The 12923-nt window shown below is 68.5% G+C and carries 13 protein-coding genes; 9 read left to right on the top strand and 4 right to left on the bottom strand.

Annotated elements, in window-relative coordinates:
- Positions 1-31: 31 nt before the first annotated feature.
- The gene (locus QYL93_RS20620) at positions 32-2068 is read left to right on the top strand and encodes a tetratricopeptide repeat protein (RefSeq protein WP_305745406.1); all 2037 of its coding nucleotides are present in this window, start codon (positions 32-34) and stop codon (positions 2066-2068) included.
- A 276-nt stretch (positions 2069-2344) separates the two neighbouring features.
- Here the strand turns inward: QYL93_RS20620 and QYL93_RS20615 are convergent, their stop codons facing one another.
- Positions 2345-3181 carry a dienelactone hydrolase family protein gene (locus tag QYL93_RS20615; RefSeq protein ID WP_305745405.1) on the bottom strand — a complete coding sequence of 279 codons (837 nt, stop codon included), beginning with the start codon at positions 3179-3181 and terminating at the stop codon, positions 2345-2347.
- A 251-nt stretch (positions 3182-3432) separates the two neighbouring features.
- On the opposite strand from QYL93_RS20615, the gene QYL93_RS20610 reads away from it, so the two are divergent.
- The 4 genes from QYL93_RS20610 to QYL93_RS20595 all read left to right on the top strand — a co-directional run bounded on the left by QYL93_RS20610 (position 3433) and on the right by QYL93_RS20595 (position 6712).
- Positions 3433-4254, top strand: coding sequence for a hypothetical protein (locus QYL93_RS20610; protein ID WP_305745404.1), 822 nt, complete (start codon positions 3433-3435; stop codon positions 4252-4254).
- Positions 4255-4456: 202 nt separating this feature from the next.
- Positions 4457-4975: a hypothetical protein gene (locus QYL93_RS20605; protein WP_305745403.1), complete on the top strand. Its 519-nt coding sequence runs from the start codon at positions 4457-4459 to the stop codon at positions 4973-4975.
- A gap of 127 nt (positions 4976-5102) precedes the next feature.
- Positions 5103-5807 carry a hypothetical protein gene (locus tag QYL93_RS20600; RefSeq protein WP_305745402.1) on the top strand — a complete coding sequence of 235 codons (705 nt, stop codon included), beginning with the start codon at positions 5103-5105 and terminating at the stop codon, positions 5805-5807.
- A 194-nt stretch (positions 5808-6001) separates the two neighbouring features.
- Complete coding sequence (locus QYL93_RS20595) at positions 6002-6712, top strand: hypothetical protein (RefSeq protein WP_305745401.1); 711 nt, start codon at positions 6002-6004, stop codon at positions 6710-6712.
- 59 nt (positions 6713-6771) lie between these two features.
- Here the strand turns inward: QYL93_RS20595 and QYL93_RS20590 are convergent, their stop codons facing one another.
- Together QYL93_RS20590 and QYL93_RS20585 are read right to left on the bottom strand one after the other, a co-directional pair.
- Positions 6772-7038, bottom strand: a complete 267-nt coding sequence (locus tag QYL93_RS20590; RefSeq protein ID WP_305745400.1) for a hypothetical protein — start codon at positions 7036-7038, stop codon at positions 6772-6774.
- Between the two features lie 3 nt (positions 7039-7041).
- Complete coding sequence (locus QYL93_RS20585; RefSeq protein ID WP_305745399.1) at positions 7042-8577, bottom strand: regulator; 1536 nt, start codon at positions 8575-8577, stop codon at positions 7042-7044.
- Positions 8578-8773: 196 nt separating this feature from the next.
- Here QYL93_RS20585 and QYL93_RS20580 point away from each other — a divergent pair, with 196 nt between their 5' ends.
- The 3 genes from QYL93_RS20580 to QYL93_RS20570 all read left to right on the top strand — a co-directional run bounded on the left by QYL93_RS20580 (position 8774) and on the right by QYL93_RS20570 (position 11787).
- Positions 8774-9748 (top strand): quinone oxidoreductase, encoded by a 975-nt coding sequence (locus tag QYL93_RS20580; protein ID WP_305745398.1) that lies wholly within the window; start codon positions 8774-8776, stop codon positions 9746-9748.
- 55 nt (positions 9749-9803) lie between these two features.
- On the top strand, positions 9804-10724 hold the full coding sequence (locus QYL93_RS20575; RefSeq protein WP_305745397.1) for a LysR family transcriptional regulator: 921 nt from the start codon (positions 9804-9806) through the stop codon (positions 10722-10724).
- Between the two features lie 61 nt (positions 10725-10785).
- Positions 10786-11787 (top strand): alpha/beta hydrolase, encoded by a 1002-nt coding sequence (locus QYL93_RS20570; protein WP_305745396.1) that lies wholly within the window; start codon positions 10786-10788, stop codon positions 11785-11787.
- A gap of 62 nt (positions 11788-11849) precedes the next feature.
- On the opposite strand, the gene QYL93_RS20565 is transcribed toward QYL93_RS20570, so the two are convergent.
- A complete protein-coding gene (locus tag QYL93_RS20565) occupies positions 11850-12029 on the bottom strand; it encodes a hypothetical protein (RefSeq protein WP_305745395.1) in 180 nt (59 codons plus the stop codon).
- Between the two features lie 159 nt (positions 12030-12188).
- Between QYL93_RS20565 and QYL93_RS20560 the strand changes: the two genes are divergently transcribed.
- A complete protein-coding gene (locus QYL93_RS20560; RefSeq protein WP_305745394.1) occupies positions 12189-12911 on the top strand; it encodes a class I SAM-dependent methyltransferase in 723 nt (240 codons plus the stop codon).
- The last annotated feature ends 12 nt before the right edge of the window (positions 12912-12923 follow it).

Raw genomic sequence — 12923 nt, 5'->3', positions numbered from 1 at the left:
GACAGATACCAAGCCTGGGAGGGCTCTGAGGATGAGTTACACGCTGCAGCTCTGGGAAAAGCCGGCCGATTGGCCGTGGCCCACCACCAAGGCGGAGGCCGACGCGCAGTTCGAGCGCGTGTTCGCCACCCCGCCGCCGGGGCAGAACCCCCGATTCCTGGTGTGGGGCCGGGCGCTGCAGGAGCGTTATCCCGAAGCGATGGACGTGTGGCTGGACGGCAGCGAAGACGGCGTTACCGAAGACGCCACGCTCGGCTTTGGCATCAACACCCGCACCGAACACTGGGACGATGCCTTCGAGTTTGCCTGGGCGCAGGCCACCCGGCTGGGCCTGAACCTGTACGACCCGCAAAGCGGCGTGCACTACCTGGGCAATGGCGATGTGCCCGAGGAGCCGGACCTGCAGCTCAAGCGCGCCGAACAGGCCCGCAAGGCCGGCGACGACGCCACGGCCTGGGCCGAGTACCGCACCCATGCCGCGCGCGGCAACCTGCACGCCCTGTACGCCATGGGCCGCGCGCTGCGCTTTGGCACCATGGGCCAGCGCCGGCACTTTGACCTGGCGGCCGCGCTGCAGCTGCTGGGCGCGCACGATGCGCCGACGCGGCAGGACGCGCAGGCCTTCTACGAGCGCTTTCCCGTCGAGGCCAAAGGGCGCATACAGACCTTGATGGCGCGCCTCAAGTCCGCATCGGGCGCCATGCTGCTCACGATCGTGGATGGCGAGCGCAAGGCGGTGGACGATGCCTATGTGCACAACGAGCAGATGCTGCTGTACACCCGCAAGCGCATCGAGGCTGCGGATGGCATGAAGGCTGCGGCGTCGATGGGCCACGAGCTGGCGGCCTTCTACACCGCGCTGGAGTCGGTGATCGGCTGGGAGGAGCCCAGCTACGAGAACGCCCGCTACTGGTGCCAGCGCGCCGTGGACTGGGACCACGAGCCCGCCAAGCGCCTGCTGGCACTGATGCACGAGCGCGGCTGGGGCGGCCCGGTCGACATGGCCGAGGCCGCCAAATGGAATGCTGCAGCCAGGGACCAGTGGCAGCAGGAGCAAAAGCTGCGGCAGGCGAAGGAAGAGGCCGAATCCCCCGGCGGCCTGAGCCTGGCGCCCATGGCACCGTCGGCGCCCGCCACAGCCCCGGTGGTGTGGACCGGATCGGTGCTGCGTGACCTGGTGGGCTGGTTTGCCCGCGAGGGCAATCCGCATGCGGCGTTCTACATGGGCACGCTGGACGAGCATGGCCGCGACGGCGGCCTGGTGAACCTGGCCCAGGCCCGCGACTGGTATGCCCAGGCGGCCGAGGCCGGCCATGCCGACGGCACCTACAACCTGGGGGTCGCCATCGAGAACGGCACTGGCGGCCCCAGGGACAAGCAGGTCGCCAAGGCGCTGTTCATGCTGGCCAACACGCGCGGCACCACCATGCGGGTGGACGACCTGAAGATTGCGCCCCATGAGCAGGGCCCCGTGCGCGCCCTGGTGGCGGCTCTGCGCGAGCCGGGCCGCCTGCGCGCCGTGCTGCGAGAGAAAGGGCTGCAGGCCGGCGCGGGCGGCATCGGCGCGCCCCCGAAGGGTGCGGCGGGCGCCGCTGTGGCGGCTGGTGTCGGCGCTGCCGCAGCGGCAGGCCTGTCTGGCACGGACTGGGGCCGCGCCGGGGGCGCGCCGACTCCACCGGCCGCTGCCGCATCCCCGCAAAGCCCGGCGCCGGGCCGAGCGCGCGGCCAGTTGGCGCAGGACGAGGGCGAGGATGACGACGAGCGCATGCCGGAGCGCGACCGCAGCTACCAGCGCACCACCTTCTCGCTGCACCTGGGCCACCTGGCCCTGCTCATTGGCGCGGCCAACGTGGTGCTGCTGATCCTGTTCTTCAAGGAGGGTGCGAGCTTTCGCACGGGCATGGCCGTGATGGGCCTGATCGCCGCCTTCGGCGCCTGGCGCACGGGGCGCGACTTCGATTGGCCGCCCGCCGCGCGCGCCGCAGTGGCGGTGGTGGCGGCCATCCCCATGGTGGGCATGGCGGTGAGCGCGTGGATGCTGGTGCGGTCGTTTCGCTGGCGGGAGTGAGCGCGCCAGGAGCGTGCGGCAACCCGGCACATGCATGCCCGGACGCTGCGGCGCCCGGGATGCATTCATTCAGGCCGGTATCAGTTATTCATTGCGCTGCGCGCCACCCGCGACGCACGAAACTGGCGCGGCCAAAGCCAGTGCCCCCGTGCAAGGGCCGCCAAGCCGCGTATGCGGCGCTTCGCTTGCGTGCACTGGGGGCGTCCCCCTCCCGACTCGCGCAGCGAGTCGAGAGAGGGGTGAAGGCGCGAAGCGACTCAGGGGGTGTTTTTCACTTCAGGCCAGTGCCTTGCCGAAGGTGGCGAGCAGGCGCGCCCAGGCGCGGTCTGCCTGGGCGGCGTCGTAGACCCGCGAGTCGGGAGGGCACCAGCCGTGGGCGGCGGGGTAGACCTCCACCTCGGCCTGCAGCTTGGCGCCCTCGAACGCGGCGCGCAGGCTGGCCTTGGCCTCTGGGTCCTTGGTATCGTCGTTCTCGGCAATCGCAATGAGGTACTGCGCCTTGGTCTGCGCCACCAGCCGATGGGGGCTGTCAGCCGCTGGCGTCACCATGGCCGCGCCATGGAAGCTGGCCACCGCACCCACGCGGCCCGCCGCCACCAGGGCCGTGCGCACCGCAATCGGCCCGCCCATGCAGTAGCCGGTGGTGCCGATCTTGCGCGCCTTGTCCACCTCGGCCTGGGCATCGAGCCACGCCACGAAGGTCTTGCCGTCGCTCAAATGCATGGCGGGCGTCAGGGCCTGCATCAGCGGCATCACTTCGGCAATCGGCGTCTGGCCGCCCTGTGCTGCGGTAGGCGCCTTCTTCTGACGATAGAAAGGGTTGACGACGAGCACGCTGTAGCCCGACTCTGCCAGGCGCTTGCCCATCTGCCGAAAAGCCGGGCGCAGGCCGAAGATGTCGGGCCACACGAGCACCCCGGGGGCCGGACCCGAGGTCGGCGCGACAAAGTAGGCGTCGCAGCTTCCGTCTGGCGTGGTGATGGTCACGTCACGCTCTGCCACCGCTGCAGCGTTGGCCACCGCAGGCAATGCTGTCAGCAGGCCGGCCGAAGCCGCCCACGCCGTAAAGTCGCGGCGGGTGTACTTGTGGAGGTCGTCATTCGAATCGCACATGGTGGTCCAGCTCCTTTTCGGTCAAAAACAGTTGCGGCAGGGCGTGCCATGGTACGTGACAAACAGGAATGCTGCAGGCTCTTTGGCGCCGTTGTGCGGTGCCCGGGCGCATAGGTTGCCTTCGGTTGCCCCAGCGTCTTGAGGGTGGCCCAAAGCACCTACAACCTGCATGGCAAACGCGAAATATGCCGATTCAAGGGCTGCGCTTACGATGGTTGCGAGGGAGTTTTCGAGCCATAAAAAAAGACACCATGAGAGACCACCGCCACCCCGAAGGCCTGGCCCCTGCGCTGCCAGCCGCCTACGCAACGGGTGCTGCCGCACCCGGCAGCACCGCCCGCGCAACCGATGCACCACCACAGCGCCGCCGCAGCCGCGAAGAGCTGGCCGCCGCCCAGCAGCGCGCCCAGTCGCGCGTGCAGGGCCAGGTGCAAAAGCAAAAAGAGCAGGAGCGCCGCGCACGGATGCGGCAGGCCCAGCAGCGGCGCGAGCAATTGCTGCATAAGCAGCCTGCCGAGCGCCTGTTCGTGCCCTACGGGCTGGCCATGGTCTTCGTGGCCATGCTCGTCTTCGTCTTTGGCGGTGCCCTCTTCGAGATGGCACAGGGCGACCATTTCCTCGTCTCCGGTCACGCCACCCTGCGCTCCGCCACGCCCTGGCTGGTGCTGGCTGCGGCCCCGCTGTGGTACTGGGCACTGTGCCGCACCGAGGTGCTGGCGCCCTGGTGGGTGGCGCAGATGCCCACCAGGTTCGTGCGGCAGATGGTGGTGTATCCCTTCGCGGCGCTGCTGAGTGCTGCAGCGCTGGGTGCCGCCCCCTGGGGCTGGGCCGCCTACCTGGGCGAACTGGTTGGTAAACCTGCGCGCGTGGAGGCGCTCGTGGTGTCGGTGGAGGCACCGCGCATTTCGAGCAGCTGCAACCAGTACGCCCGCCTGGAGTTTCGCGGCAGCACGGGCAGGGTGTGCATGAACACCGCCGTGACGGGCGTGATGCCGCGCGCGGGCAATACCGTGGTGGTGGCCGGGCTGGTGTCGCGCTGGGGGTTGCATGTGGGGGCGGTGCATGCGAAGTGAGCCCAACGGACGAAGGCGAAGGCAGACCCCTGAGGAACTGGCGGCTGCGCAGAACCGGCGTGAAGCGCGGGTGTTGGGCGAAGTGCGCAAAGGCATGGGTGCAATCCAGCCGCTGCGGGCACGGCACCTGCGGCTGGCCCGACTGCAGCGGGAACAGGAACGCGCCAGAATCCTGCTGCCCTGCAGGTTCGCGGTGCCTGCGATGGTGTCGCTCGTTTTCGTGTTGGGCGGCCTCTATTTCGAATGGGCCATGGGCGGGGGATTCCTGTTCTTCGGCAACACCGCCCTGCGCGCTGCCATGCCGTGGATGGTGGGTGTGCTGGTACCGGTCTTCGTCGTGGTGTTGTGCCGGCTCGAAAGGGTGGTGCCCCAAATGGCAGACCCACTCCCTGGCGTATTTTTTCGCACGGTGATCGCGTACCCCCTCCTGGCCCTGCTGTGCGCGGTAGCGGTGGCCGCTGCGCCCTGGGGATGGCTTGCCTACCTGGGCTGGATGGCTGGCACGCCTTCGCGCGTGGAAGCCCGTGTGCTCTCGATCGAGCCGCTGCGAAACTATGTTCCTTGCGGTCAACATGCCCGCCTGGAGTTCCGTGGAACGGTGGCGCGCATCTGCGTGGAGGAGCGCCTGGCCGCAAAGGCGCCGGGTGCCGGGGACACGGTGGCCGTGTATGGGCGCGTTTCGCGCCTGGGGCTGTATGTGCGAGAGATCCATGCCAAGTGAGCGCACTACGGCCGTGCAACCGGCCAAGAGCCCGATTGGCGATGGGCTCCATGGCGTGCCACCCGGTGCCGGTACGGGTGATGTGGCAGACCCGCCTGGAATGGAGCCGGCAACGCCTGAGCGAAGGGTGAATCCGGACGAACAGGAGACGGCCCGCATCGAGGCGCGGTTGCTGGCGATTGGCGAGGCCCAGGTGCGCGAGATAAAGGCGCGGGAGGCAGCGCAAAAGAGGAAGGGCCCATGGAACTTTGATGCGCCGGCCAAAGCGCCCAGGCGCTGGATGCTTTCGCGCAAGTACCAGATTTCGGTGCTGCTGGTCGTTGCCTACACAGTGATCGGCATGGTCCTCGGGCTGTCCCTGGCGCAGCAATTCATGTGGTTTGGCGAGGTCGCATACGGCCCGCTGGCGTGGCTGCTTTTTCTTGGCTTGCTGCCGGTGTTTGCGGCCATGTGGTTCATTGCGATGCGGGTTGAGCACGCGCGGGAACCCCGTGCGCGCAGCTGGGCCGAGCGTTGGCTGCTTGTGTACCCCGCGTTGGTGGTGCTGAGTGCCTGCATGGTGTCTACGGCGCCTTGGGGCTGGGCCGCGCTGCTGGGGTGGACCTTTGGTTCGGATGCCCGCGCGGAGGTCCAGGTGGCGTCCGTCGAGCAGCGTCACGCACGACGGGGGTGCAACCACACTGCGACATTCGAACTCCAGGGTGCAACTTCCTTCAGGATCTGCCTGCACCGGCGCCTGGAAGGTGCCATGCCGCCGGCCGGTGGCACGGTCGAAGTGTCTGGGAGGTTGTCGTGGCTGGGTTTGTATGTGGAGCAGGTGCACGGGCGGTGAGTTCACACCACAGGGGCTGCTGAGAGAGCGCCCGCGCCTTTCTCGCATTTGCAACGTTAGGGCCTCACTCAGGTAACAGCGCTCGACCTCGCTGCCAGGGCCCCGCACAATGGGCTGCTCATCCATTCGCATGGGCGCGTTGTCCATATGCCTGCGTGCCGGAAAGGCCCCGGTTGCTGCGCTCGATATTCCGCGTGTTGTGCATCCCTGCCGCCCTGGCCAGCGGGGCCGCGTTGGCGGACCCGGGCTACTACGTGGTCACCGCGTACAGCGATCCCGGTGAAATGACCATTGATTTCCGCTACTGGACTGTGGCCTCGCGGGGCTCGGCGCTGACCAAGTGGCCCGAGGTGGGGCTGGGCTGGAACGTCAACGCCCGCTGGTACACCGAGGTGATCGCCAGCTGGATCACCGCATCGGACACTCCCACCACGCTGTCGAGCTGGAACTGGCAGAACGACGTGCTGCTGACCCAGGGGGAGTACCCGTTCGACCTGGCGATCCACACGCTGGTATCGGCACCGAAGCACCTGGGCGATGGGCATACGCTGGAGTTCGGCCCGGCCTTCCAGACCGACATCGGCCGCACGCAACTGAACTTCAATGTGTTCTTCGAAAAAGGCTACGGCGGCTTCTCGCGCAAGCCGACGCAGCTCAAGTACCAGTGGCAGGTGCGCCAACGCTGGATGCCAGACCTGCACTTCGGCGCGCAGGGCTTCGGCGAGGTGGGGCGGTGGGACGATTGGGCGCCGCGGCGCGAGCAGTCGCACCGTGCGGGCCCGGCGCTGTTCGGCAGCGTCAAGTTCGGCGACCACGAGTTTGGCTGGCAGGCGGCGTACCTCTACGGCAAGACTTATGGGCAACGCGGCAACATGCTGACGGCACGCGTCAAGTACGATTTTTGACGGGGCGGTGCGCGCCTGGCCTGCGGGTCTTGTTTCGCGCTGCGCCAGAGGGCCGGCCCTCAGGACGATTCCGTCACTTTCACCTTGGCCCGCACCTGCCACGCCTCGCCGCCGATGGTGAAGTACAGCACCACCTCCACGTCGTCGTCGCCACGGATCAACGTGGCGGGGCAGCCCCATGCCGTGCCCGTGTAGAAAGGGGATAGCGCAGGGTATCTGCTGTCCTCGCGGATGTTCGGTACATCAACATAGGTGTCGCCCTTGAGCAGCCGTACCGAGGTCGGCTTGAGGCCCGCGGGCAGGGCGTTGCCTGCGGTGGCGCTCAACTGCTACCAGACGGACAGGTTGTCGCAGCCGGTGCGGTGAGCCCCGGGAAAGAAGTCCACGTTGACCTCTGTCCGCAGCAGTTGCAGCGTGGTGTTGATGGGCGGCGTTACGGGCTGCGAGGCGCGCGCCTGCCGCGCCCACTGGGCCAGGCGGCCCAGGTCGCGCAGCTGGCCGCCGCTCTCGGGGCCCAGGTACATCAGGTGCGGCGTGCCGTGGCCGTTGACGGCGAGGTAGGTGTCGCCAGGGTAGGCGCGGACCAGGTAGTTGTGGATGCGATCAGGCAACGAGGGGATCTGGAACTGGGGCGGAAAGGTCCGTGGCAGGCTGGCCTCTGCCCAGTCCATCACCTGGTTCGCATCGGCTAGCGGGCCAAGCGCCCGCACGGCATAGGGAGTGGCGGATGCCCCACTGAAGCATGCCGCGAGATTGGAGCTGGCGTAGCTGTATTGCACGCCTGGGTAGTAGGCTCCCACGGTATCGCAAAGGCCATCGCCGCGGCCGATGCCGATGCCCCAGCAGTTGACGTAGCCGGCATCGAGCACCGCGCAGGCATGCGTTGCGCCTGCGCTGATGGTGGTGGCATCGGCGATGCCCAGCACCTTGCCTGTTGCTGGCGTGGCGGAGTCCCGGTGGTAGCCTATGCCCAGCTGCACGTTGGGATTGCCACCCCAGCACTTCACCGTTCCGTCGGCGAGCACGGCGCAGGTATAGCCCGGCCCCACGGCAACGGCCTTGGCTGCGCCGCCGAGGTCCGGTACGTCCAATGGAGCGGTCACCGGCGTGGTGCTCGGCGTCGTGCCCAACTCGCCGTTGGCATTGCTGCCCCAGCAGGCCACAGCCCCTGTCTTGCGCAGCACGCAGCCGTGGCCGTCGAAGAGCGACACGTCCACCGCGTCGCTGATGCCCGGCACCATGGTGCCTGTGCCGGGCGCGGGGGCCATGCCGCCCGGTGCGGTGAGCTGGCTACCGCTGCCGTAGCACCACACGGTGCCATCACCCTTGACCCCGCAGGTGCTGCCGTTGCCGGCGGCCACGCGCACCACCTGGTACAGGCCCTCCACGTAGGTGGCCTGGGCCGATGGCGCAGGGCTCACCGGTGCACCGCGCTGGCCCCGGCTGGCATCGCCCCAGCAGTACACCACCCCTCGGCTCAGCGCGCAGGCGTGGGTGGCGCCCACGGCCAACTGGGTGGCCTGCCGCACGCCCGCAATGGCCTGGCCCGGCGTGTCGCCCGTTGCGGGGCCGAACGACAGGCTGCCCATGTCGCCCCAGCAGCTCACAGTCTCGTCCTTGCGCAGCGCGCAATTGAAGCCCTTGCCTGCGCGCAGGTCGGCAATGCCCGCGGTGCCGGTCTTGGCCAGCGGCACCGCACCCCAGCACTGCGCCACCCAGTCGTTGGAGACGGAGCACGAGGTGTCATACCCGGTGCTGAGCGTGGTGGCTTGGGCGGGGGGCGGCATCGTGGCCAGCAGCAGCCAGGCAGTCAGTGCCAAGAGCCAGAGGGCGATGCGCTGGGGGAAGGGGCGGGCACGGTTCATGGGGCGTGTTCTAGCAGCTTTGGCGTCTTGTGCACACACAAAAATCACTTGGTCACCCGTTCGGGTGGGTGCTACCCACTTGTGCATGCCATGCACGACTGAACTGCACCGGGGCCGATTGCTGTCGTGGCGCTGCGTCCCTACGCTTGCCTGCTCTGCTTCCCATCCCTCAACGCAACCCATCAGGACAGCGCGCATGGCCACCCACATTGCAATCCATGAAACCGGCAGCCCCGAAGTGATGCACCTCCGCACCTCCGAACCCCAGGCCCCCGGCCCGGGCGAGGTCTGGCTCACCCAGGCCGCCATCGGCGTGAACCCATTGGACGTGAGCCAGCGCAAGGGCGCGGTGCGCATCCCTTTGCCCTCGGGCCTGGGGCTCGAAGGGGCGGGCACGGTCGCGGCCATCGGCACAGGCGTCAGCAACGTCGCCGTGGGCGACCGCGTGGCCTATGCCACGGGGCCGCTGGGGGCGTATGCGGGTGCGCGGCTGTTCCCGGCCGACAGGCTGGTGAAGCTGCCCGACTCGGTGGCCTTTGACGATGCGGCGGCCGTGCTGTTCAAGGGCATCACGGCGCAGTACCTGCTCAAAACGACGTACGCCGTGGGGCCGGGCACGCGCATCGTGGTCTACGGCGCGGCGGGCGGGTTGGGGCAGATCATGGCCGCGTGGGCGCGGCACCTGGGCGCCTTGGTCATCGGCGTGGTGTCCAAGGCCGAGAGTGTGGAGCGCGCGCGCGCCGCGGGCTGCAACGAGGTCTTCGTGTTCGATGCCGCCACGCTGGCCGACCAGGTGAAGGAGGCCACGCAGGGCCACAAGGCCGACGTGGTGTACGACTCCATCGGCCGCCTGACGCTGGAGGCCTCGCTAGACAGCCTGCGCCCGCGCGGGCTACTGGTGTCGTTTGGCGCGGCGTCGGGCATGCCGGCGCCCATCGAGGTCAGCACGCTCAATGCCAAGGGCTCGCTGTTCCTCACGCGGCCCTCGCTGGCGGCGCACACGGCCACAGCGGCTGAGTACCAGGAGCGTGCGCGCGATGTACTCGCCGCAGTGGCGGCCGGCATCGTTCGCCCGCAGGTCTGGCGGCGCTATCCGCTGGCAGACGTGGCTGCGGCGCATGCGGACCTGGAGCAGGGCCGGTCGCAAGGGGCGATTGTGCTGGTGCCTTGACCGTGAAGGGCCGGGGCATGGCGTACAGTCCCCGTGACTGCATTGTGATTGCCCCATGGACCTGCTCGACAGCCAACACGCCGATGAACTCGCCACGCTGCTGGCGCTGCATGCCGAGGGTTCGTTCGCGGCTGCGGGGCGGGTGCTGAACAAGCACCCCTCGGTGATGTCCAGGCGCTTGGCTTCGCTGGAGGCGCGCCTGGGCGTGCGCCTGGTGGAGCGCACCACCCGGCAGCTGCGCTTTACCGATGACGGTGTGCGTCTGGTGGAGAAGGTGCGCCATGCCGCGCTGCTGATCGCTGAGGCGCAGAAGGAGGCCGCGCAGGGATCGCACGAGGTGCGTGGCCGGCTGCGCCTTTCCATGCCCGCCGCGATGGGGCGGCGCTGGCTCAGCCCCATGGTGGCCGGCTTTGCCATGGCCCACCCCGAGGTGGTGGTGGAGGTGGAATACGCAGAGCGCTTCGTCGACATCGTGGCCGAGCATTTCGATGCGGCCATTCGCATCGGCGAGCTCGAAGATAGTCGGCTCGTGGCCACGCGGCTGTGCGAGCACAGGCGCATCCTGTGCGCGGCACCGGCCTATCTGCAGCGCCAAGGCACGCCCCAGGTGCCGGGTGACCTGGGCGCGCACAACTGCCTGGGTTTCACGGGGCTGCGCTCCTACCCCGAATGGCGCCTGACGCGCGACGGGGTGACCGAGGCGATACAGATCAAGGGCACCCTCATCAGCAACGACAACGAGGCCCTTCTGGCCGCCGCGCGCCTGGGCCTGGGCATCATGGCCGCAGGCGACTGGCTGGTCAGCCCCGACATTGCTGCCGGCCACCTGGTGCCGGTGCTGGAACCTTGGGGCCTCAACGCGCATGCGGGCATCTACCTGGTGCGACCCTCGGGGCGGTTCAGCACGGCGGCCATGGCGGCGTTCAAGGCGTGGATGGTGGGGCAGTTCGCGCCGGGCGCGCCCTGGCGGCTGTGAATTCCCCATGGGCAACACCTTCTAACACCCCGGCCATGGCGTGTAGGAAATACTCGGCTGCATGAAAGCACTCCTTCTGGCCCTGGTGGCGGTGGCCGCATCGCTGGACGCAGCAGCACAGCCCGCCGCCGATCTGCGCGAGAAGTCCATCGAAGCCCGGGGCCCGCTGGCGCCGCTCAGGGGCACGCTGTTGTCGCCTGCGAAGCCGGGCGCGCCCGTGGTGATGATCGTGCCGGGCTCGGGCCCCACCGACCGCGATGGCAACAACCCCATGGGCGTGAATGCCGCCACCTACCGGCTGCTGGCGCAGGACCTGGTGGCCCGGGGAATTGCCACGGTGCGCATCGACAAGCGCGGCATGTTCGGCAGTGCCAAGGCGGTGGCCGATGCGAACGCCGTCACCATCCCTGACTACGTGGCCGACGTGTACAGCTGGGTGGGCGCCATCCGCCGCAGCACCGGTGTGCCCTGCGTGTGGGTGCTGGGCCACAGCGAGGGCGGGCTGGTCGCGCTGGCCGCTGCGCAAGGGGGCAGTGAGGTGCAGGGCATCTGCGGCCTGCTGCTGGTGGCCACGCCCGGCCGGCCCCTGGGCCAGGTGCTGCGCGACCAATTGAGTGACCAATGGCGCGCCAACCCGGCCAATGCGCCCATCCTGGACCAGGCGCTGGCCGCGATCACCAGGCTGGAGGGCGGCGCCCGCGTGGACCCGGCCAGCCTGCACCCTGCCTTGCAGCCCTTGTTCAACGAGGCGGTGCAGGGCTTTCTGATCAGCGCCTTTGCGCAAGACCCGGCCAGGCTCATCGCCGCCACCAAAAAACCCGTGCTGGTGCTGCAGGGCGAGCGCGACCTGCAGGTGGGCGTGCAGGACGCGCGCCTGCTGGCCCAGGCCCATCCTGCCGCCCAACTGGTGCTGCTGCCCGATACCAACCATGTGCTCAAGGCGGTGCTGACGGACGACCCCGCAGCCAACATGGCGACCTATGCCAACCCGGGCCAGCCGCTGGCGCCGGGGCTGGTGGATGCCATCGTGCGGTTTGTTGCGCAGGCCAAGCCAAGGTCGTGACGGCCCTGCGCGCCGGCGTGGGGAACAAAGCCAACTGAGCTGAGACTGCGCAGCGAGTGTTGCTAAGCCAGCGCCATCTCATGGTGCTCTGTCAGGTGCGTGCGGCCATCCAGTGTCGAGACCACCACCGCAAACGCAATGCCGACCATGCCGTCCAGCACCGTGTCCAGCAAGTGCGCCAGAGGCTGCTGCTGCTCGCGGCAGGCGCGGCCAGCGAAGTCATGAGAGGGGCCACGAGGCAATGGACGGCACTAGCCAAAGTGGTCAGGAATCTGTTCGTGCAGGGTTTAGGGGCAGGGCGTTCCCTTCACCTATCATCCGGTGGAAAGCCGTCCGATGTGGCACCTGTCGTCCGGCCCGCCATCCCGAACATCGAACAGGCACCCAGCTAAAGCCCATCCATGCCCTCTCTTTCATCCCCCCCGGCCGCCACAACGGCGCACGCCTTCATCCCCGAGACCCGCTTCGGCCTGTGGTTCCTGTCCACCGCGACCTGGCGCGTGCATGTGCTGCAGCGCGCCCTCAACGACCTGCAGCGCCTGGCACCCGATCTGCCCAAGGGCGGTGCGGTGCTGGACATCGGTACCGGCCTGGGCCATTCCATCCCGGAGCTGGCGGAGCGCTTTCGCCCCAGCCAGATCCATGCCCTCGATCCCGAGCCGGACTTTGCCGAGCGCAGCGCAGCGATGCGCCAGACGGTCAGCCCCCCCGTCATACTGCACCATGCGCATGCCGAGCACATCCCGCTGTCCGACGCATCGGTGGACCTGGTTCTGTGCCACCAGACCCTGCACCACATCGTCGACCAGCAGGCCGCGCTGGCCGAGATCTTTCGCGTGCTCAAGCCGGGCGGCCACCTGCTGCTGGCCGAAAGCACCCGCGCGTACATCCACAGCCTGGCCATCCGCCTGCTGTTTCGCCATCCCATGCACGTGCAGCGCAGCGCGCCGGAATTTTTGGCGATGCTGGGCGAAGCCGGCTTCGAGGTGAAGCCCGAGCACATCAGCATGCCCTACCTGTGGTGGAGCCGAAAGGACCTGGGCGCCCTGGAGTGGCTGGGCTTTGGCGTGCCCAAGGAGCGCGAAGAAACCCTGCTCAATGCAATAGCGCGCAAACCGCTTTGAGGAGCCAACCGC

Source organism: Acidovorax sp. A1169, from assembly GCF_030704685.1.
In the GTDB taxonomy this organism is placed as follows: Bacteria; Pseudomonadota; Gammaproteobacteria; order Burkholderiales; family Burkholderiaceae_C; genus Acidovorax.
The sequence above is the reverse complement of the archived record's forward strand: the minus strand, read 5'-3'. Positions and strand labels throughout refer to the sequence as shown.